Origin of the sequence: Hujiaoplasma nucleasis (genome assembly GCF_013745115.1) — a bacterium.
Lineage (GTDB): Bacteria > Bacillota_I > Bacilli_A > Izemoplasmatales > Hujiaoplasmataceae > Hujiaoplasma > Hujiaoplasma nucleasis.
This window is the reverse complement of record NZ_CP051151.1, coordinates 1,459,617-1,480,682: the sequence shown is the minus strand read 5'-3', so window position 1 is coordinate 1,480,682 and position 21,066 is coordinate 1,459,617. Positions and strand designations below refer to the sequence as shown.

General features: G+C 29.4%; 20 protein-coding genes. 9 read left to right on the top strand and 11 right to left on the bottom strand.

Annotated elements, in window-relative coordinates; translation table 11 throughout:
* Nucleotides 1-6: 6 nt before the first annotated feature.
* The 5 genes from HF295_RS07185 to HF295_RS07165 form a co-directional block, all read right to left on the bottom strand.
* Complete coding sequence (locus HF295_RS07185; protein WP_312031489.1) at nucleotides 7-1,200, bottom strand: restriction endonuclease subunit S; 1,194 nt, start codon at nucleotides 1,198-1,200, stop codon at nucleotides 7-9.
* Nucleotides 1,190-2,671, bottom strand: coding sequence for a type I restriction-modification system subunit M (locus tag HF295_RS07180; RefSeq protein ID WP_312031488.1), 1,482 nt, complete (start codon nucleotides 2,669-2,671; stop codon nucleotides 1,190-1,192). The genes HF295_RS07185 and HF295_RS07180 overlap by 11 nt, the downstream gene beginning before the upstream one ends.
* A 985-nt stretch (nucleotides 2,672-3,656) precedes the next feature.
* Nucleotides 3,657-5,021, bottom strand: coding sequence for an APC family permease (locus tag HF295_RS07175; RefSeq protein WP_312031487.1), 1,365 nt, complete (start codon nucleotides 5,019-5,021; stop codon nucleotides 3,657-3,659).
* A 160-nt stretch (nucleotides 5,022-5,181) separates the two neighbouring features.
* Entirely contained in the window at nucleotides 5,182-5,850 is a 669-nt protein-coding gene (locus HF295_RS07170; RefSeq protein ID WP_312031486.1) for a DUF2161 family putative PD-(D/E)XK-type phosphodiesterase, read from the bottom strand.
* A gap of 35 nt (nucleotides 5,851-5,885) precedes the next feature.
* Entirely contained in the window at nucleotides 5,886-6,731 is an 846-nt protein-coding gene (locus HF295_RS07165; RefSeq protein ID WP_312031485.1) for a YitT family protein, read from the bottom strand.
* A gap of 238 nt (nucleotides 6,732-6,969) precedes the next feature.
* Here HF295_RS07165 and HF295_RS07160 point away from each other — a divergent pair, with 238 nt between their 5' ends.
* Nucleotides 6,970-8,118 (top strand): CD0519/CD1768 family membrane protein, encoded by a 1,149-nt coding sequence (locus tag HF295_RS07160; RefSeq protein ID WP_312031484.1) that lies wholly within the window; start codon nucleotides 6,970-6,972, stop codon nucleotides 8,116-8,118.
* Nucleotides 8,119-8,171: 53 nt separating this feature from the next.
* Here HF295_RS07160 and HF295_RS07155 read toward each other — a convergent pair whose 3' ends face one another.
* Together HF295_RS07155 and HF295_RS07150 are read right to left on the bottom strand one after the other, a co-directional pair.
* On the bottom strand, nucleotides 8,172-8,297 hold the full coding sequence (locus HF295_RS07155; RefSeq protein ID WP_312031483.1) for a hypothetical protein: 126 nt from the start codon (nucleotides 8,295-8,297) through the stop codon (nucleotides 8,172-8,174).
* Nucleotides 8,298-8,321: 24 nt separating this feature from the next.
* Nucleotides 8,322-8,633, bottom strand: a complete 312-nt coding sequence (locus tag HF295_RS07150; RefSeq protein WP_312031482.1) for a pyridoxamine 5'-phosphate oxidase family protein — start codon at nucleotides 8,631-8,633, stop codon at nucleotides 8,322-8,324.
* 208 nt (nucleotides 8,634-8,841) lie between these two features.
* Between HF295_RS07150 and HF295_RS07145 the strand changes: the two genes are divergently transcribed.
* The 6 genes from HF295_RS07145 (at nucleotide 8,842) to HF295_RS07120 (ending at nucleotide 12,842) form a co-directional block, all read left to right on the top strand.
* Entirely contained in the window at nucleotides 8,842-9,453 is a 612-nt protein-coding gene (locus HF295_RS07145) for a hypothetical protein (RefSeq protein WP_312031481.1), read from the top strand.
* Between the two features lie 130 nt (nucleotides 9,454-9,583).
* On the top strand, nucleotides 9,584-10,381 hold the full coding sequence (locus HF295_RS07140) for an ATP-binding cassette domain-containing protein (RefSeq protein WP_312031480.1): 798 nt from the start codon (nucleotides 9,584-9,586) through the stop codon (nucleotides 10,379-10,381).
* Complete coding sequence (locus HF295_RS07135; protein ID WP_312031479.1) at nucleotides 10,374-11,201, top strand: aminoglycoside 6-adenylyltransferase; 828 nt, start codon at nucleotides 10,374-10,376, stop codon at nucleotides 11,199-11,201. The genes HF295_RS07140 and HF295_RS07135 overlap by 8 nt, the downstream gene beginning before the upstream one ends.
* Before the next feature lie 60 nt (nucleotides 11,202-11,261).
* Nucleotides 11,262-11,705, top strand: coding sequence for a peroxiredoxin (locus HF295_RS07130; RefSeq protein ID WP_312031478.1), 444 nt, complete (start codon nucleotides 11,262-11,264; stop codon nucleotides 11,703-11,705).
* A gap of 127 nt (nucleotides 11,706-11,832) precedes the next feature.
* A complete protein-coding gene (gene ric, locus HF295_RS07125) occupies nucleotides 11,833-12,495 on the top strand; it encodes an iron-sulfur cluster repair di-iron protein (protein WP_312032612.1) in 663 nt (220 codons plus the stop codon).
* A gap of 29 nt (nucleotides 12,496-12,524) precedes the next feature.
* Nucleotides 12,525-12,842 carry a cupin domain-containing protein gene (locus tag HF295_RS07120; protein WP_312031477.1) on the top strand — a complete coding sequence of 106 codons (318 nt, stop codon included), beginning with the start codon at nucleotides 12,525-12,527 and terminating at the stop codon, nucleotides 12,840-12,842.
* 51 nt (nucleotides 12,843-12,893) lie between these two features.
* Here HF295_RS07120 and HF295_RS07115 read toward each other — a convergent pair whose 3' ends face one another.
* A complete protein-coding gene (locus HF295_RS07115; RefSeq protein ID WP_312031476.1) occupies nucleotides 12,894-15,218 on the bottom strand; it encodes a leucine-rich repeat domain-containing protein in 2,325 nt (774 codons plus the stop codon).
* A 193-nt stretch (nucleotides 15,219-15,411) separates the two neighbouring features.
* Between HF295_RS07115 and HF295_RS07110 the strand changes: the two genes are divergently transcribed.
* Together HF295_RS07110 and HF295_RS07105 are read left to right on the top strand one after the other, a co-directional pair.
* On the top strand, nucleotides 15,412-15,759 hold the full coding sequence (locus HF295_RS07110; protein ID WP_312031475.1) for a PadR family transcriptional regulator: 348 nt from the start codon (nucleotides 15,412-15,414) through the stop codon (nucleotides 15,757-15,759).
* Nucleotides 15,752-16,696 (top strand): hypothetical protein, encoded by a 945-nt coding sequence (locus HF295_RS07105; RefSeq protein WP_312031474.1) that lies wholly within the window; start codon nucleotides 15,752-15,754, stop codon nucleotides 16,694-16,696. The genes HF295_RS07110 and HF295_RS07105 overlap by 8 nt, the downstream gene beginning before the upstream one ends.
* Before the next feature lie 72 nt (nucleotides 16,697-16,768).
* Here HF295_RS07105 and HF295_RS07100 read toward each other — a convergent pair whose 3' ends face one another.
* The 3 genes from HF295_RS07100 to HF295_RS07090 all read right to left on the bottom strand — a co-directional run bounded on the left by HF295_RS07100 (nucleotide 16,769) and on the right by HF295_RS07090 (nucleotide 21,020).
* On the bottom strand, nucleotides 16,769-18,829 hold the full coding sequence (locus HF295_RS07100) for an alpha-amylase family glycosyl hydrolase (protein WP_312031473.1): 2,061 nt from the start codon (nucleotides 18,827-18,829) through the stop codon (nucleotides 16,769-16,771).
* Nucleotides 18,830-18,894: 65 nt separating this feature from the next.
* On the bottom strand, nucleotides 18,895-20,337 hold the full coding sequence (locus HF295_RS07095; RefSeq protein WP_312031472.1) for a DUF2779 domain-containing protein: 1,443 nt from the start codon (nucleotides 20,335-20,337) through the stop codon (nucleotides 18,895-18,897).
* A gap of 26 nt (nucleotides 20,338-20,363) precedes the next feature.
* Entirely contained in the window at nucleotides 20,364-21,020 is a 657-nt protein-coding gene (locus tag HF295_RS07090; protein WP_312031471.1) for a hypothetical protein, read from the bottom strand.
* Between the last annotated feature and the right edge of the window lie 46 nt (nucleotides 21,021-21,066).

Sequence of the window (21,066 nt, the reverse complement as noted above, 5' to 3'; positions counted from 1 at the left end):
TGTAACTTATTCTTCTATAGGTACTTCTATTTCACCATTCATTAGTTTTGGTAATAGTTCATTCCTAAATTCACATAAAATATTATTTTGAATATTATTAGAATTAATGACATTGAAAGCATTTCTACATATCTCCTCATAGTTTTCAACTAAAACATTATTAGGTTTTACTATATCAACTTTTTTAATATCAGTTTGAGTAATTAATGGTTGAGTGCTTCCCCTATTTAGAGATTTATAATCTATACTCATTAATATTTGATATGAGAAATAGTATTTTTGCGACTCAATTATAAGGGTATTATCAGAACTCCATACTTTTTCATTAATTCTTTGAACTACTCCGTGGGTCCCTACTCTTCCAATAACCAAGACTTCACTTTGAATATTGTAATCATTTGTGTATGCCATGATACCCGAGGCTCCAAGCACAGGAATTTCATATTTTGAATCTCTTTCCTTAACCTTTTTTGGTGGTCTTTTACCAGAATAAATATTTATAATAGTTGAAAAATTTGTTATATCCCATCCTTCAGGAATTAAACCGAGTTCAGATTCTACCATTTCTCCACCAGAAGATTTATATGGTTCTCCATCCTCATTTGGAAACTCAAAATCAACAAACCATCTTTTATAAAGCGTTTGTGCAAGTTCTTCTAGATTCTTGTTGATCTTGTTGTTGATTTCTATCTTATCATCAAGTGATGAAAGGATGTTCGCTATTGATTTTTGTTCTTCGATACTTTTAATTATTTCAATTTCGTATCCCATTAAATGTGGCACTCTAATACTCGGTCTTGTTGCTCCATTATTTAATCTTGAGTAAACTTCTTTCATATAATTAGAAATCATTAAATAATACATATATTTAGGCGAACATAAAGTTTTATCAAATCTCAAACCTATTAAGTCTTGAGCGATAGAATATTTTTTCTTATCAACTATGCTAACTTCACCAATGCTACCATTAACTGCAATTAGTACATCTCCTTTTTCAGGATGACCAGACCTAAACCATGTATTATATGTATCAATAGAAACAAATTTAGTCTTATCATTAACAAGTGGATATCTATTTCCTTTACCCAACATAAAAGATTGAATTAATGGTACCCCTGCATCTACTGTTGGTGGAGTCTTACCTCTATTATCTATAACTTTTTCTAAAATATCTTCTAACTTATAACTTTTAAACCTCATAACCTATCCCTCTTAGGTTTTCTTTAATCTTTTCTTCAAGAGATTTAGATTCTTCAAATAAGTCAGATAACTCAGATGTTAATCTATCCATCTTTTCTTCAAATGGGATTCCATCATCTTCCTCTTCCTCTATACCAACATATCTTCCTGGTGTTAAAACATAACCATAACTTCTGATTTCTTCTAAACTCGCTGATTTACAGAAGCCTTCAATATCTTTATAGTTTTCATTGTTTTTCCAGTTATGATAAGTTTCAAATAATTGTTTAGTTTCCTCTTCTTTTAATTCTCTATGTTTTCTTGTTTCCATGTAGCCCATTTTTCTAGCATCCATAAACAAAACTTTGTCTTTTCTACTGCTTCTATCTTTAGAAATAAACCATAAGGATACAGGAATAGATACATCATAGAATAACTGTGAAGGCATGGCTATAATACAATCAACTAGTCTTTCTTCTAAAATATTCTTTCTGATTTCATATTCTTCACTTCTTGATGTTGATAAAGATCCATTAGCTAAAACAAATCCAGCTGTACCTTTTGGACTTAGTTTAGATATCATATGAGATATCCATGCATAGTTTGCATTAGTCTTTGGTGGGATACCCCATTTCCATCTTGGGTCATCTAACAGATGAGGTTGACCCCAGTCTTTAATATTAAAAGGTGGATTGGCTAGTATATAATCCGCTCTTAAGTTCTTATGTTGGTCATTAGTAAAACTATCTGCATCTCTTTCACCAAGATTAGCATCAATTCCTCTTATGGCTAGGTTCATCTTAGCTAGTCGCCAAGTAGTTGCTGTATATTCTTGTCCATAAATAGAAATATCACCAATTCTACCTTGGTGTTCTTCTACAAATCTTGCTGATTGAACAAACATGCCACCTGATCCACAACATGGGTCATAGACTCTTCCTTTATATGGTTCAATCATATTAACAAGTAATTTAACTAAACTAGGTGGCGTATAAAATTCGCCTTCAGTTGATCCGAACTTTTTAAGGAAGTATTCATAAACTCTTCCTAATACATCTTTTGCTTTTGCTTCTTTAGATCCAATATTAAAAGAAAACAAATCAACTAACTCACCTAATCTGGTTTTATCTAAAGCAGGTCTAGAATAATTCTTAGGTAAAACATTCTTTAGTGTTTTATTTTCTTTTTCTATGGCTATCATAGCATCATCAATGATTTGACCAATCGTTGGTTGTTTAGCATTACTCTTAATATAAGACCATCTAGCTTCTTTAGGAACAAAGAATACATTATCCGCAAGATAAGCATCTCGTTCTTCTTCAAAGCCTAAGTCTTCTTCTTTTAATTCATTATATTTTTCTTCAAATGAATCTGATATATACTTAAGAAATACTAGACCTAATACAACATGTTTGTATTCAGAACTTTCTATATTTCCTCTTAGTTTATCAGCCATCTCCCATAATTTTGTTTCAAAACCTAACGCTACCATAATTGCCTCCAATACTCTATTTTAACTGCCAAGTTAAATAAGTTGTAAAATTAATAAATTTTCTCAACTTTTACTTTAAAAAAACACATGATAATACGTTTAATTAAATCATCGCTAAAGATGTTTAATTATTACTCCATTCTTCTAATCTTTCTACTCATTTAATTCTTCAATTTGTTGAAATCAAATATAACTATAGAAAAAAACTTATAATTATCCAATAAAAGACAACTATATTTTTCTCTTCTTATTATTCATTATCTTTTCATCAAATCTACTAGACATATTTTAACCTTATTACAAATCATAATCAAAGGCATATATGTCATATATTTTCTAAATCATCATACAGTAATAAATAAAAACATTTGTTCTTTTCCGAAAAGGCTAGTAATTGAAAAATATCAGTCATATTTAAGTATTCCAATCATTAAATCAAAATTTAGAAAAAAATTGTTATATAATTATTATATGATTAATATAGAATAATTACAATGCAAGAGGAAATTTCCGCATAAATTACGATAAATTAGTTAATGACAATTCAAAAGCCAATAAAGTTTCCAAGTCCATATCATAGAAGTTTACTATAGTTTAAATTTTGTTTATGCTTCTTTATAATATCAAACTAATTACTGTAATAAGTCATAACAATATCTTATTAATAAATACCTATGATGATTTTGAATCAATTAGAAACACTCCTTGCTACAATGATTAATAAAATATAGGTTTGGCTTTACTTTAGCTATTATTAAATCAAGATACTTATGTTTTTGCGATGTCTATAGATCCAATATGTGTTAACAAGACAACTTAAATACTACTTCTGTAATCTATCAAAAAAAGTTCAAGTGATTACCTCTTATAAAAAATTCAACCAAAACATAAAAGAATAGCCATAGATTATGATGATCAAAATCTATGGCTATATGATTAATATATTGTTTTTTCTACTCTATCTATATTTCATCTTAAAAACTATTTATTGAGATTTTGTTTTATTAAAATACTTAATCCCATAATAAATTGGTAATCCTAATAACAATACTCCTGTTCCAATTAAAGATGATCTTATATTTTCTACATATACAGCGACTAATAATAGACCTGTCACTATAATAGCCAATGCTGGTAAATAAGGATAAAATGGTACTTTATAAGGTCTTTCTATATTTGGATATTTCTTTCTAAATATAAATAAAGAAATAAAGATTAAACCATTAAATAATAGACCTGAAAATGCAATCAAAGAAATCAAATCATCTAAGCCAAATACCAATAAAATAACAGCCATGATTGCTGATCCTATAATTGCATAATAAGGTGTTTTGTATTTTGAATGTAATTCTTTGAATTTAGGAAATAAAACACCATCATGACTCATGGCGTAATATACTCTAGGAAATACCATAATGGATCCATTCAATGCACCTAGAACACTTAATAACATGGTTATCATAACCAAGTACATACCAATATTACCTATTAAGACATAAGCCGCATTAATACCTGTATAGATATTATCACCTTGAATTAAGGCTTGTAAGTCAGCTAAAGATAATACCCTAAAAGTAGAATATTGATAAATAACATAAAGTAAGGTTACAGATCCAATGGATATAATCAATGATAAAGGAATATTTCTTCCAGGCTTTTTAACTTCTCCAGCCACACTATTTAAATTGGTCCAACCTTCATATGCCCAAAAAGTCGCTATAACAGCATAACCAATCATGGTTAAGACATCAAAAAATGGCATTTGATTAAAATCAATTGATAAAGAAACTGAATTAGTTCCTAAAATTAATCCTAAGATAATAATTAAGAAAATAGGAATGATCTTAATTACAAAGAATATCTTTTGAACCAAAGCTCCTAACCTAATCTCAAAGAAATTCAATAGAGATAATAAAATAATCATGATCACTGATATTAAAGACATGACCAATGAAGACATAGTGATAGAAAATAACATGGATAAAACATTACTTAAAATCAATGAAAAAGCAATGGCTAAAGCTGCGATAGATCCACTAGAAGCCAAAATAAAATTAACAAAACCGCTTAGGAAAGCCACAGGCTTTCCAAAGGCTTCTCTTAAATAAACATAATAGCCTCCAGCTTTAGGCATCATTGCGCCTAACTCACCATAAATCAAACCATAAATTAAAGTAATTAAACCACCAATTAACCAAACAAGTAATGAAGTACCAGATGAATAATCTGTTCTCATTAATACATAGGATCCAATGAAGAATATACCAGAACCAACCATAATACCAGTTAATATTGAAATACCTCCAAATAATCCAATAGATCTATCTAAAGATTGTTTTTCTTTATCCATAAATGACTCCTTATCTATATAAATGTAGCAGTATTATATCATAAGAAATTAAGAATGATTGGTCATATACATTCTTAATTTCTTATAAATAAATCTAATAAAATCTTGGTTTAAAAAAGAAAAAAGAATAAGATTTTTTAATCTTACCCTAATGATTCTATTATTTTATTTCCTTGATGACATCTCGATACTCTTCTATTGCCAATCTACCTGTATCACTTAATTGATAAACTCCTCTTGAAACTCTTTCAAACCATCCATAATAATTCTTTTGTAAGATACTTAAAGTTTTATTTCTATTTGTATAATTTTTCAAATACTGACTTGTCTTAGGCTCATCTTTCAATGCATCAAGAATCATTAAAGCTAGTTCTTTATAAGCCGTCATGATTTTAACACCTTTGACCCCACCAGTATTCATGGATGTTTTTCTTAAAGAGAATTCTTTGTTTAATTGTTTTCTCTTTTTTTTATTATTTTTAAAATGATAAGTTTTAGGATCCAATATGACTTCAATCATTTTTTTCTTTATATCCACAAGAATTAATCCTAATTCTAGTCGTCTAACAATGGTTTTCTTTTCTTTAAAAGTAGAAGAATTCAAAACCTTACTTGAAGGTTTTTCAATAGCTAAATATACAAAATCAGATATATGTTGCCTCTTTAAACCTTGATAGATTAATGTTGTTGAAAAGACACTTTTCATTTCAACAATCAAAATGATATCATCTTTTTTTGCAACAATATCAGCCTTTAATACTTCTGCTTTAACATCATAACCATCATTCATTAAGAAATCTTTTAGAATAGGAAACATATCTTTTTCCATCATTTAACCCCTTATGAATATCATTATATCATTATTTATAGTTCAGAAAAACCATCACCATAAACTTCATGAGTATTTTTTACTGTCACAAAGGCATTAGAATCTAGTTCATTTATAAAAGTTCTTAATCTTATAAACTCTCTTTTAGAAATTACTGTAGTAATCAATTTTTTATCTAAGTTAGAATATCCGCCTTTACCATAATAAATGGTAAAAGAACGATCTAGAGTTTCAATGATATATGTCTTTATTTCATCAAAATGATCACTTACAATGGTTACTTCTTTCCTTAAATTTAAACCATCAATAATATAATCAATCACAAAAGAATTAAGTAAAACACCTAACATAGCGTACATCGCTATATTAATACCAAAGGCAAAAGCAGAAAACACAGTAATGACGATATCTGATAAAAAGACAGCTTTACCTAAGTTAATATGAAAAAACTTATGGAGGATCTTAGCCGAGATATCAGTACCCCCAGTTGAAGCATTTTGATTAAAGACAATCCCCATACCAACCCCAGTAATAACAATACCAAAGATGAGTTCTAACAAGATATCTCCTGTTAATGATGTTTCCATAGGAAATACTTTTTCAAAAACATATACAAGTAATGATACTGCTAAAGAAGCATAAATAGTTTTGAAACCAAAACCTTTACCAATCACAATAAAGGCAATAACAAACAAAATAATATTGATAAAAACCATAATAACACCTACAGGTAAAATCGGAATAAAATAGTTTAAAACAATGGCTAAACCATTAGCTCCTCCGGTCGCTAAGTTACTAGGCATTAAAAAAACATACATACCTAAAGCCACCATTACCACACCAATATTAATATAAATATATTCTTTAACTTTATTTGACATAATATACCTCTTTTCTTATAAAATCATAAAAAAAACTCTAATATTTTCATTAGAGAAAATCCTTTAAAAATAGACAATCATATTTTATCATAGTCCCTTAAGTCATCAAAAGACTTTAACTTAAAAAGTTAAAATAATTACTTATAAAAAATCAAGTAAAAATATATTGATTTTTTCATACTTTTCATTTAATATAATGAAAGCGCTATATATAATTTAATACATCACGGAGGAAGAAATGAAAAAGAACGCTGTGACAAAAGAAACCTATGTCGTTTTAGGGTTTTTTATTTTTGCTTTTGTCATCTTTTCAATTGAAATGGGTGTGGCTAACTTTTTAGGCACAACCATTGAAACAGGTTATTATTTATTGATGAATGTTGCTTTATGGATTATGGGTGTCGCCGTATTAACTGGGGCATTAGCAGGGGTCTTTAGTGAATTTGGTATTATTGCCTTATTCAATAAATTATTAAGACCTGTAGTACGATGGGTTTATCGTTTACCAGGTGTTGCTGGTATAGGTGCAATTAGTGCTTATCTTTCAGATAATCCAGCCATTATTTCTTTGTATAAAGAAAGAGAATTCAGAAAACAATTTAAAGACTACCAAATCCCAGTCCTTTGTAATCTAGGTACCAGTTTTGGTATGGGTTTGGTTATTGCTATTGCTTTTCTATCCCTAGGACAAAAATATGAAGGAAACTTCTTCTTAGCCACTGGAGTAGGTATTATTGCTAGTATTATTGGATCTATTGTATCTGTACGTTTATTAACTCATTATTCAAGAAAATACTATAAGATTCCTAAGAATGATGATCCAATTAAAAAAGCAACTGGTGAAGATCTATTTAGATATACTCGCGAAGGAAACACCTTAAATAGATTATTAGAAGCTGCTTTAGATGGTGGAAAAAATGGTGTAGAAATAGGTTTACAAATTATCCCTGGTATCTTAATCATTTCTACTTTTATTATTATCTTAACCAATCAACCACCTCTTGGTGGTTACACAGGGGCTGCCTTGGAAGGTGTAGGATGGTTACCATCCATAGGTAAACACCTAATGTTTATCTTTAAACCCTTGTTTGGATTTGATTCACCAGAAGCCATTGCCTTCCCTTTAACTTCTCTAGGAAGTGCTGGGGCAGCTATTGGATTTGTTGATGAATTTTTATCTAGCGGTTTTATTGATGTTAAAGACATTGCTGTTTTTACAGCCATAGGTACAACATGGAGCGGTTACTTAAGCACCCATGTTGGTATGATGGATTCATTAGACTCAAGACCTCTAACATCAAAAGCTATATTTTCTCATACCATAGGTGGTCTAGTTAGTGGTATCTCAGCCAATTATTTATTTATACTAATCACACTGATTTTTTAATGATTTCAAAGGAAAAACACCTAATTTAGGTGTTTTCTTTATTTTTTTAATCTTTATTTGTTGCCAATCTTACCAGATATATGATGAATATCTATTTCCACTAAAGCTGTCACATCTATTTCTTTTCTAATCATATTTCTAGCCGTATTTTCATCAAGATCAGCGTATTTAAAAACCAAAGCTAGCAGTATATTTTCATCTGCTTAAATAATTCTTGCCTTACCAAAAACAACAAGAGAACGATAATAGGTTGTTAATGCTTTACCCTTAATTTGAACATCATCATAAATAGAAAAAGATACCTTATCATGATAATTAATATTATCAAGCTTGTGCCCATCTTTGGCACAATGAAAATATATTTTTTGATTTAAATAAACGTAATTAAGAGCAACTCCATAAGGATACCCATCCTTCCCTAAGGTTGATAATACACCAACTTCAGCTTTTTCTAATAAATCTAATGTAGTTTCTTTATCCATTCTTTTATCTTTTCTTCTTAAATCTCTAAACATGTAAAGCTCCTAATAACAAATATATCCACTTACTTCTATTATAAATGATTAATAGAAAATTATGAATACATATTAAATATGATGACATCAAAATATGGTTTTAATAAATTTCATACAAACTAATTACTTTGAATATCAAAGTATATTGAATTTTGTATCCTAGAGGTTTAAACTATATCTAAATCAAAAAAAACAAAGGAGAGAAACAATGAAACTTAAGCACCATTTATCAATTGCATTAGTTATTATTTTAGTATCACTATTTTTAACAGCACTTGTCACAACAACTGCCGTTCCAGCCTTAGGTGTTGACAAGGAATCAACAACTTCAATTTGGAAATTAATGTGGGAAAACCTATTCACTGATATTCCTTCAGAAAACACAAGAGATTCTTTAGTTGCTTTAGGTCTTCCTGAATCAGTTGCTTTAGACTTAATTGAAGAACATGGTACTGGAACATCATTCTTATCTGGTTTACTAGGCTTACTTCCAATCTTAGGGCTTATTGGTGGTATTACAGGTTTAGTCATTTTAGAATTGAAAAAGAAATTCATTAAGCCATTACTATATGGAGCTTTTGGATTGGTATTTTTTAGTTTTTGGTTAATTTGGTTTACAGCACCATCAAAACTAAATGGTATCGAATCAATGTACAATTCATTAAATGCCATTAACCCAGCTTTCCCAGCAACCATGGGAACCATGATGGTTGAAGGTACTGAAATCACTATGGCTATTGGCTTATTGTTCGCTAGTATCGGCTCCTTATATGGTATTGGTGCTTTAATATTAAACAATTTAAACAAAATAGAACTATAATCATTAAATAGACTGCGAAGACTTTTCATTCCCTGAAAAGTCTTTTTGTTTACTTGATTTTCAAGTTGACTAAAGCTTGAATAAAGCAAAAATTATAGATATAATAAATTGACTTGGATAGGAGGCTATGATGCTGATAGAAAAAATAAGAATCGAACCCAAGACTGATCAATACCCTTTTAATATGAAATTATTTAATCAATCCTTGACCTTTGATTTAAGATCCCCAGTTACACTTATTTTAGGAGAAAACGGTTCAGGTAAATCTTCTTTCTTAAAAATACTTCAAGCAAAACTTAAACTCATAGAAATTAAAATACCCAATCAACATAGTAAAAAACAAATAGATGGTTCAGCTGTAAGTCTATGGCCAAACATTAAAAAAGTCAAAGGATTTTATTTCGAGAGTTTATCTTTTGTTAATTATTTAGAATATATGATCAATGAGATTGATCAAGCCAATCAAGAAATCAAAAGAGTTGATGATACCTATAAAAATAAGTCAGAATATTCAAAAATCATGGCTAAGTCTCCTTATAGAAAAACCATTCACGAGCTTGAAAATATGTATTCAAAAGATTTGTCTAAATCATCTCATGGTGAAGCTTATCTTGACTTCTTCGCTTCAAGGATTAAAGACAATCAATTGTATCTATTAGATGAGCCAGAAACACCCCTATCCATTCAAAATCAATTAACCTTGATGGCTATGATTATGGATGCATGTAAAAGAGGTTGTCAATTTATCATCGCTAGTCATTCACCCATTCTCACAGCCTTACCTCAAGCATGTATTTACCAGATTAAGAATGAATCTTTTATAAAAACTGATTATGAGGATATTGATAGCATTAACTTATTAAGACAATTTTTAAACCATAAAGAAACTTTTATTAAACATTTAACAGATGAGGAAATCTATGAATAAACATGAACAATTATTAGAAAAAGTCATTAAGATAGCCAAAGATAATATACATATTCGTGTTCTAGAAATGAATGGTTCAAGGGTAAATCCAAACATTGAACCTGATGATTATCAGGACTTTGATATGGTTTTCTATGTAGATAATTACCCATCATTCATCGAAGATGAATCATGGTTAAATGTCTTTGATAAGCCATTATTAAGACAAACAACAAAGGATCAAAGAGATGGTGATGCCAATCAATCATTCATCTATATGATGCAATTTGAAAATGGGGCTAGACTTGATTTAAGTATTTGTGATGTTAAAGAATTAAGTATGAATCAAAGAGATTCCTTATCAGTAATATTAATTGATAAAGATAATTATCAACTAGAAGATTATCAAAACGAATCATCTTATTATATACAAACCATCACTGAAAAAGAATTTAATTATTCTTGTAATGAGTTTTATTGGTTAATTCCTTATGTTTCTAAAGGGATTAAAAGAAAACAATATTTTTATGCTCACAAACACCTTCAACTCATCAGAAAAGAATTAGAACTTATGTTGGACTGGTGGATAGGAGATCAAAAAGGCTTTAATCAATCCGTGGGTAAAGCAAAAAGTAGGTATAAAGATTTATTAGATAAAGATATCTACCAACAATATATAAAAACCTACACCAACTTAGAAGAAAAAAATCTTTGGCAAGCCCTTGAACAAGCTCTTAATTTATACCATCATCTTGCCTTACACTTATCAAATAAATATAAATACCCTTATCAAAAAAATCTCAAAGATAAAGTTCTTAAATTTATAAAAAACAATTATTAAAAGCATCCATTTTTAAAATAACCAAGGTCTATGTTATGATAAAGCTAAGGAGGTTTTCAAATGAATTATTTAAATATTGCTTTACAAGCAAGTGATGAAAAAACATATAAACTTAGTGATTTTAAAGGTCAAAAACTCATTGTCTATTTTTATCCCAAAGACAATACCAGTGGTTGTACATTAGAAGCCAAAGACTTTACAGACTTAAGACATGAATTTGAAGAGCTAGGTTATAAAATCATTGGTGTGAGTAAAGATTCAATTAAATCACATAAAAACTTTATTTCTAAACAAGCTTTAAATTTATTATTACTCTCTGATCCAGATACTCAATTAATACAAGCTTTTGATGTTTGGAAAGAAAAACAAATGTATGGAAAATCATACATGGGTGTTGAAAGAAGCACCTTCATTCTTGATGAAGAAGGTCAAATAATAAAAGAATATCGAAATATCAAGGCTAAAGATCACGCTCAAAATGTATTAGATGATTTAAAAGGATAAATTTTTATCCTTTTTTTTCTGCTTTAAGTGTGATTTGAATCACATCTAATGCTTGAAAGATAACCTATAATTAAGTTAAGAAAGAGGTGTCTATATGAAATTTCAAGCATTAGATTAAGTTGGAGATATCGTTTCTAAATTCCCAAAAGCAGCTGATATATTCCATAAAAATAAAATAGATTATTGTTGCGGAGGCCATAGAAGTTTAAAAGAAGTTACTAAAGACCAAAACATTAACTTAAATGACCTTATATTCAACTTAGAGGACTATTATAATAAAATGAGTGTCAATACCACCACAGATTGGAATAAGGCTCCATATGACCAATTAGTCAACCATATATTACAAGAACATCATGCTTTTTTACATACTAATCTTCCAATCATAGGTGAACATATTAAAACCATCTTAAGAGTCCATGGCGAAAACCACCCAGAATTAATGGCTTTATACCAAAACTTCCAACAACTAAAAACCGAATTAGAAATGCATTTAATTAAGGAAGAAACCATTCAATACCCAGCCATTGAAGCTTATCTTCAATCACATAAAAAGGAAGACTTAGAAAAAGCTATCCATGTGATCGATGATTTAGAAGATGAACACGAAGTTGCTGGTTCTTTATTAAAAACAATCAATCAATTAACCAATAATTATCAAAGGCCTGAAGATGGATGTGAAACCTTTGATAAAACTTATCAAATGTTAGACCAATTAGAAAAGAATACTTTCACCCATATCCATTTAGAAAACAATATATTGTTCATAAGGTTAAAAGAAGAAATATAATAATATATAATCATAGAAAGGAGTCAATGATGAAACATTTTAACTTAGAAGACTTAAAGGCAGAAATTAACATTAGAGGTGTCCATGCTAAAACCTTAGTTAACCACAAAAACACAACCATAAAAAATTTATTACTAAAAAAAGGTGAAAGCATACCAACCCATCAAGTTCCAGTAGACGTTACCTTTTTTGTTCTAGAAGGTAAAGGACAGATCACTATTGATGATGAAAGTTATCCAGTCAAAGCCAATGACATTGTCTTATGTCCGCCAAATGTTCCAATGTCTGTTAAGGCAGATGATGAATCGCCTTTATCATTCTTAAACATTAAAACACCAGGTATTTAAGTTTAACTAAAACAAAGAGAAATGAATCTCCTTGTTTTTTTAATATTTAAATTAGCTTGGTTGAGACCAAAGAACACTGATAGAACCACTATAGTCGTAATGACGATTCCAAGCAAGATTCCAACCATCAGGTTTTGATGCAAACCCTGTCTTAATTAACCCATTCAAACCAGAAAAAGCATAGGCTTCTATCTGAAGAATTGATTGAGGAATGTAGATAGATAATGAGTTATATTCTCCCAATAAAACATTTTCTTCTATTCTTGTGACTTGATTCTCATTAATGTATTCAGGTATTGCAACTTCTTCTTTTCTGTCATGGATAAGAATTTTAACAATGGTTAATGTCTCATCACTTAGTTGAAGATAAATAAAGTCTTCAAATTGACCATAGTCTAAGACATCCCTATAGATATCTTGTTCACGATCATACCATGAAGGATCCCATTGAGACTCATCTGCATTTTCTTGAATGTATATATTGGTTTGGTCATCAAAGTAAAAAGCTTTTGTTTCAATAACTGAAAGACTTTGAGGGATAAAGATATTTTTTAAACGATAATTTCCTTGAAAAGCATAGGTTTCTATGGTTTTCAAGTTCCCTGAATCATTTAATTCAATATATTCAAGATATTCACAAGCAGAAAAAGCAAAACGACCAATACTTTCGATTTGATCTGGCAAATATAAGTCTATAATGGATGAACCAGAAAACATATAATCAGGGATTCTTTTTAATTCCTGATTATTATTAAAATCAAAGACCTTTAATTGAACTGTACCAGAAAAAGCACTCACACCAATTTCATTGACCTTAGGAGGTAAAACAAAAGAAGTAATCATGGAATTATAAAAAGTTCTATTTCCTATGATTTCAAGATTGTTTTCATCCTCAAAAATAATTTGTGTCAGGCTAGAATAAGCAAAAGCATCCGTCCCAAGTCTTTTCACTGAAGAATTAACGGAATAACTAGTACCTTCTCTATGACTCGGGTAAGCTAATAACGAAGCCCCATCTTTACTAAAGAGTACCCCATCTATTGATTTGAAATAGCTATTATCTTCATCAACTAAAAATGCTTCTAAATTTGAATTCTTAGTAAATGAGGAAGGATAGATAGTCTTAAGGTTTTCAGGAATAAATATCGATGTGATTGAAGTATTAAAAAAAGCATAATCTCCAATATATTCTAATAAACTATTTTCTGGAATTGTTACTACTTCTAAATAAAATAAGTTTTCGAAGCTATATTGCTCAATATATTTCAAGGATGCAGGTAAAACTATCGACTTTAACTGACTTTGTTGAAAAGCAAACCTTTCAATCCTTTCTAAAGAACTTCCTTCTTCAAAATTCATATTAAATATAGGTGCCCTAAAAAAACTATATTCACCAATCGTTTTAACAGATTGGGGCAAGACAAAGTCAAGTCCTTGTCTTTGACTAGGATACATTATAAGTCTATCTAAACTCTTGTTGTAAACAACATTATTAAGGCTTTTAAAATAAGGATTATCTTCATGAATAGTGATTTCTTTAACATGTTTTATACCCCTTATTAATTGAATATTTTCAATTGTTTTTGGTAAAAAAACAGACTCTATGTCATATGTCACAAAAGAATATTCCCTAAAGTACTTCACATCATAGGATTCAATTTTCTCTGGAATAGAAATGTCAAGCAAATCATCAACACCCTCTTTAAATCCTATGATGGTAGCTTCATAATCATTAATTAAATAACCAAAATAATCATCTTCAATGATTTCAATATTTCCTACTAAAGAATTTAACTCTGAAATAGTGTATGTATTTTCATATTCTTGATACAAATAAACCGAGTTTTCATCAATCAATTCATAATCGCTTAAATATTGACTTTTCATACCTTCAATAAAAGACTTTTGTGCAACAACAAAATCATCAAAGCTATAGTTTTGATTGACTTCAATAATTCTCGCTGAATAGTATTGACTAATTAAATTTCTTTCAACCCTAAAAACATGTGGGTTAACACCCAAAGCATCATCAAAATGTATTAACATATAGGCATAAATATATTCTCTATCCACATATTCATAGTCACCTACCCGAAGACCATCCACATAACCCTTATGAACAAAGAAAGAAACACTTTTAATTTGATCATAAAAATCAAGTTCTAAACCCTGTGATAAGTTAATATCATAAGTCTGGTAAGCAAAAGTATAATAATCCATCAAAAGATCTTGATAAACATAAGTTTGATCAAAAGCGAGTGATGAATCTTCATTTGTATCTTCTTCTTGAAGAGTAGTTTGATTGTTATCATTACACGAAACCATAAACCCTAAGATTAAAATCAAAAAACCAATCAAATAAACTTTAAATTTCATAATTCTTCTATCCCCCTTATATAAAAATCCTATAATAAATCTAAAGATTTTTATAGATTGATTTAAAAAAAAGATTATTTTTATAAAAAACTAAAGTTTAGTTTGCTTAAAAAATGTAGAAAATAAAATAAAAAAATAATTTATATTGACAATAGTGTATGTCATACAGTATAATGAAATCGAGGTGATATTCATGAGTGATTTAAAAACCATTATTGAACAAACAAAAACAGAAATGCGACGAGGACTTATTGTTTTATCAACTTTAGCTTTACTGAAAAATCCGCATTATGGTTATTCACTTGTTCAAACTTTAGAAGAAAAAGGTATACCCATTGATGGAAATACCCTTTATCCTTTATTAAGAAGACTGGAAAAACAAAGGTTACTGAAGAGTGAATGGGAAGTTGAAGTATCAAAACCAAGAAAATACTATAAGATTACTGAAGAAGGACTTCAGGTACTAAATGAACTGATTGAGTCATGGAAATCATCAAAAAAATCAATCCAAACCATTATAGGAGACTATGAAAATGAATGAAAATTTAAAAAATGCTTATATTAGCGAAGTTATTAAATATTTACCGCTTTCTCTAAAAGAAGATATTAGAATGGAATTATCAGCCAACATTGATGCTCAAATGGAAAACGAAAATATGAGTTTAGAAGATGTATTATTAGACTTAGGACATCCAAAACAATTGGCTTATTCTTATTTAGATAATAAAGAATATGTGATTGGACCGAGATATAAAGAATCCTATTATCAAACATTAAAACTATTAATTCCTTTAATCTGGACAATTATTATAGCCTTAGATTTAATATCTTTTATATTTACAGGAGACTATAGTTTTTCTGAAATGTTTGAATCTCTAAACCAAGCTACATTTGTTGTATTCACCTATGTTACCATCGGTTTTATCATCGCTGAAAAAGTCAATAAGAACCAAGATCAGAATAAAGACTGGCACCCTTCACAAATAGACATAAAAAAACACAGTCAAAAATCATGGTCGAGATCAAGTTCTTATGTGGGTATTATTTTTACTATTTTATTCTTAGTCATCATTAATCGATTCCCTCATTTAATTGGGATTAATGTTATTGGAGAAAACACCAATATACCTTTCTTCAATTTAAATGATTTTGATACCTATAAAACATGGTTAAATATAGCCTTAATCATTTCAGCTACCAGATTGTTCTTAAGAATATTCTTTACTGAATATAATAAAATTAATTCTTCAATTAGTTTTATTCTTAACCTAATATCATTGGTTATTGTTCTAGCAATTATCTTAAATCCAAATTTATTGAACCCAAATTTAAGCCAAGAACTCGCAAATTTAGGTTTCCCAGAACTTTTCTCATTTAACTTTATACATAACTTATTTAGATTAGCAGGTTTAATTATCTTTATAGTATTCACCATTGATTCTTATAAAGAATTAAAATACGGTTTTTATAATAATTAATCAAGCAATAAATAAAAAAATTCAAGATTATCTCTTGAATTTTTTTTTATTAATTTATTATCAACAATCCACTTAATTCCACACTATATTAGAACCATCATAGATTCCATCATTAGGAACTGGAATATCACCTGTTTGAAAAGCTTTAATATTCCAATTATTTGAAGAAGTCGCTACTGGGAAAAGTACCAATAAGAAATAATCATTACCTTCTGGTAAATCAAAAGTAAATGTGCCGTCCTCATAAACCCCCATAGCCCACTGACCATCTTGACCAGTCTTCCAAGTCCAGGCAACAATCCTGTATTGGCTTGTTGAGAAATCTAAGTTATTAACGATAACTTCTTCTATCACAGTATTGGACTTAGTATATTCATAAGTTTTTGATAAGTGATAATCACCAGCATATACATCAATGGTTAAAGTCACAATTGCGTTTAAGTCAGGATGACTTAATACAAGATCTATATTTCCTGAAAAAGCAATTTGATCTCCACCATTAATTGAATAAAATGCTTGTTCAGCACTATGAGAATAGATACTAATATCTAAAGTATCAGAAAAACTTCCACTTTCTCCTGTATTAGAAACATATACAGCTGGTAAAGTAGGATGTGGATTATTATAAATCACCGCTATACCACTTTCACCCATTTCACCTGATATTTTACCGTTTACAACAGTAAAGAAATTACCTGATACTTGGTCTAAATAATAGCCATCAGATATAGAACTTACCTCTAAAGCATCTACTTGGCCAGTTCTATCTACATCAACAATAACAATACCTTCTTGATTTGATAAAGTTCTTTCATTTAAAAAGAAACCATTTTGAATAGAAACAACTTCATCTCCACCAACAAAATAATTATGGAACCTATTGATTGTTGCAACTTCTAAAGATTGCCATAAATAAGAACCAATATCACCCATAAAACTTGCCTGATTAGGTCTAGCAAAATAAAGCGTGGTTGCATCTTTTCTAGAAGTATTGATTACATAAGCCTTAGTCATATTTAAATCATTAATACCATCTGTATGTCCAGCAGCATAATCATCATGTGATTCAGCCCATAATATCGTTTGATTGGCGGGAACTTCCCCGTAATTATTGATATTATCTAAACGAGATGAATCTCTTAAAACCACTGCATTTCTTACACGATCAGACATACCATTCATGGTTAAAGCCATATAATCAGTGTAATCACTATAAGAACGGTTATTTCCCGGTGTGTTTAGTATTTCTCCATAGATATATAAATCATTGCCTGCATAAGTTTGAATACCATTGATGATTGTTGGCCAAAAATCACTGGCATAATCACCATCATTTGGTGTTTCTATATGTTTAGCGGCGTCAAACCTAAAACCGTCTACACCTGCATCTACATATGCTTTTAAAAGATCTAAAACAGCATTTTGAACAATATCACTTTCTGTTTGTAAATCTGGATAATCCCCCAAAGCGCCTTTAGTCACTGCTTGAATAGAAGCATCAGAAACTAGACCATTATCTGTATGGATTAAGTTTTGTGAAAATATTTCAAATTCATAGTCTTCAACTTCATCATTTAAAGATGTAGAAGTACCACCAGCTAAATGATTAGCGACTACATCAACAATAATATTAATCCCATATAAATCTGCCTCAGATGTTAATGAGATTAATTGTTCAAGGGTACCAATATAGTGATCACTAGTAGCAATCTCAAAGCCTAATGGTTGGTATAACTTCCACCAAGCAGACCCCCATGAAGCATCTCCAAAATAATCCTTTTGCGGTTGTAAAGGGGATATTTGCACACTAGAAAATCCAGCAATAGCAATTTCTTCTAAATGGGCTTCAATATTTACCAAAGACCAGTTCCAAGCATGTAAAATCAAACCATCTTGTGGATTATCTACAAGATAACCAGAATCAAGAGTAGGTTCTAAATATATAGGTTCAATACTTGTCATTTCTTCAGAAATATATTCTGTTGTCAGTTCATCTGTTGGTGCTTGAGTTGGTGCTTCTGTTACTTGAACTGTTGTTGGTTCATCAGTAACATCAATTGTCCCTTCACCATCACAAGCAACAATACCAACAAACAAGAAAGCTGCCAAAATAAACATTAATAATTTTTTCAATTTATTCATCTCCATTCAATAATCTAAGCATATTTTACCATATATATCCTAAATTATCTTTAAATTTATCCATTGATGAGTTCCAATAACTTAACATAGATTTGTACCATCGATAAGGTGTCTAATCGACAATATGCTTTTAAGTCTTTGATTAGTTTACCTTGTTCTTCTCCTTGTAAATGACTTAATCTTTCTAGCCCTTCCATGGCTTCAACACCATGATGAACTTGGTCAAGTTTTTCATATGAATCAGATTGACATAAGGCTGGATAAACTGACTTAATAGAAAATGAACCTTCAAACTCTTTCATATAAACCATACCTTCTTTAAAAACATCATACAAATCAATGATTCTTTGATTTATATCTAACAAAGCTTTTTTATATTGAGGATACTGATTTGCCAAATCTTTAATAATAGATTTTTCAAATGATTGATTGTATACCATAATATGTCCTTTAACACCTAGATTCTTTATTAAGAAATCAATCATTCTTTCTCTTGGGTCTTGATCAGGTAATACCAATATATCCTCGTGTATTAATTGAGAATGGTTTTGATTCAAATAATGAATAGATGCTTGATAAGGTAATCTTTGGTTGACTTTAGAGCCTTTAAAGTTAGGAATCACAAAATCTAGAGTTTCAAAATCAAGGAAATATAGAGGATAAATCATTTGATTAAGAAAATCAAATAGACTTAAATGATCTATATACATTGCTTGATCTAAATAGAAATGATCTATTTGTCTTTTTTGTTTTATGGTCAAGGATACTTGATTGTCTAATAAATCTTGAAAATTTCTCATGCCATCATGGTAGGCTTTACTTGCTCTAAAGCCATATAAATTAAAGATAGAATCTTTAGGCATATCTTGATAACAATAATGATTGAAAGAACAATTAGAACAATGACTTACGGGACTAAATTCAGGTTCTTCATCCATAGCACGCATTTTATCTACATCTTTTTTTACATGAAGTAAATGATTATCAAGTTGATCTAATACAGATTCAATTATAAAAAATGAATTTAAATCTATCTGATCTTCTCTCACATAATTTTTATTTACATAGATAACAAATGCATCTAAAACCTTATAGCCTGCAGCTTGAATCACATGGGTTTGAAAAGCTAAATCTTTGTAATAATCCTTTTTAATCTTACTTGATGATTTAACTTCATAAATGATGAGACCTTGGTCTTGAACTTGTAAAATATCAACTGCGCAAAATAAATCATTGATATAAAAAGCAGCTTCAGAAATATAGGGAACCTTTAAATCAATGAGAGATTTTGTCTTTTTAGACATAGCTTTAGACTCTCCATAGTCAACTTCTTTGATACCTGAAAACATTGATTTAGCTAATAAACCAACATCATTACCCATTCTAATTCGTCTTTTTAAAGACATAGAAAAAAGAGAAACATCCTTGTTATGTTTCTCTAAGTAAAATTGTTTTGGGCATTGATGATATGAAACATAATTTGACTTACTAATCAGCATAATGACCTCCATATCATATATTAAATTTATATCTTTTTAATTAAAGTTGTAATTACTAATTTATAATCAGTTTCTAATTCAATTTCTTCATCTTCCTTATCTGAATCAACAAAACCTATAGCCTTATGTAAAGCGATGGTTTTTTCATCAAATTTATCAACATCAGCTTCAAATTGGCTCACTTGATGAATTTCGATCATTTTTTTCTCAAATATTTGCCATACATAGGGATTGATAATATGGTTCTTATTTGAAGAAAAATAAAATTTAACTACCATTTGACCTTGGTGAACTATGTATTTAATAAAACCAACGGTTTCTCCAAAAACCTCAACCAATAACAAGTGTGAATCTTTACAGTTCGCTTTTGTTATGTACTCTTCTGCTAATTCAGGTTCATTTCTCATGGTATTATAGCTTTTCATAAATGCTATAATATCATCCCTAGTGGTAGAACGGAAGTGAAAATATTCATCTCCAAATTCAAAGATATCTTCCTCAACGTTAAACTTTGTAAGTTCTTTGATTAAATTTTCATTATCAGTGTGAACATAAAAATGATCACCTAATCTATCAGCAAGATATTCATTGCCGTCTATTAGGGTCAAGCGATACTGACCACTATTGTCATTCTTGTATTCAATGTTCATAATTGTTCTTCTTGATGTAAGTACTTTTTCCATAATGTAATATCCTTTCTTCGTAATTATTATTTAAGTAACACTAAAA

Bases quoted from the DNA above. Each gene is read 5' to 3' on its own strand.
- HF295_RS07175 (WP_312031487.1), bottom strand. From the start codon at position 5,021: ATGGATAAAGAAAAACAATCTTTAGATAGATCTATTGGATTATTTGGA.
- HF295_RS07130 (WP_312031478.1), top strand. From the start codon at position 11,262: ATGAATTATTTAAATATTGCTTTACAAGCAAGTGATGAAAAAACATAT.
- HF295_RS07095 (WP_312031472.1), bottom strand. From the start codon at position 20,337: ATGCTGATTAGTAAGTCAAATTATGTTTCATATCATCAATGCCCAAAA.
- HF295_RS07170 (WP_312031486.1), bottom strand. From the start codon at position 5,850: ATGGAAAAAGATATGTTTCCTATTCTAAAAGATTTCTTAATGAATGAT.
- HF295_RS07110 (WP_312031475.1), top strand. From the start codon at position 15,412: ATGAGTGATTTAAAAACCATTATTGAACAAACAAAAACAGAAATGCGA.
- HF295_RS07120 (WP_312031477.1), top strand. From the start codon at position 12,525: ATGAAACATTTTAACTTAGAAGACTTAAAGGCAGAAATTAACATTAGA.
- HF295_RS07105 (WP_312031474.1), top strand. From the start codon at position 15,752: ATGAATGAAAATTTAAAAAATGCTTATATTAGCGAAGTTATTAAATAT.
- HF295_RS07160 (WP_312031484.1), top strand. From the start codon at position 6,970: ATGAAAAAGAACGCTGTGACAAAAGAAACCTATGTCGTTTTAGGGTTT.
- HF295_RS07145 (WP_312031481.1), top strand. From the start codon at position 8,842: ATGAAACTTAAGCACCATTTATCAATTGCATTAGTTATTATTTTAGTA.
- HF295_RS07150 (WP_312031482.1), bottom strand. From the start codon at position 8,633: ATGTTTAGAGATTTAAGAAGAAAAGATAAAAGAATGGATAAAGAAACT.
- HF295_RS07165 (WP_312031485.1), bottom strand. From the start codon at position 6,731: ATGTCAAATAAAGTTAAAGAATATATTTATATTAATATTGGTGTGGTA.
- HF295_RS07135 (WP_312031479.1), top strand. From the start codon at position 10,374: ATGAATAAACATGAACAATTATTAGAAAAAGTCATTAAGATAGCCAAA.
- HF295_RS07090 (WP_312031471.1), bottom strand. From the start codon at position 21,020: ATGGAAAAAGTACTTACATCAAGAAGAACAATTATGAACATTGAATAC.
- HF295_RS07115 (WP_312031476.1), bottom strand. From the start codon at position 15,218: ATGAAATTTAAAGTTTATTTGATTGGTTTTTTGATTTTAATCTTAGGG.
- HF295_RS07140 (WP_312031480.1), top strand. From the start codon at position 9,584: ATGCTGATAGAAAAAATAAGAATCGAACCCAAGACTGATCAATACCCT.
- HF295_RS07185 (WP_312031489.1), bottom strand. From the start codon at position 1,200: ATGAGGTTTAAAAGTTATAAGTTAGAAGATATTTTAGAAAAAGTTATA.
- HF295_RS07180 (WP_312031488.1), bottom strand. From the start codon at position 2,671: ATGGTAGCGTTAGGTTTTGAAACAAAATTATGGGAGATGGCTGATAAA.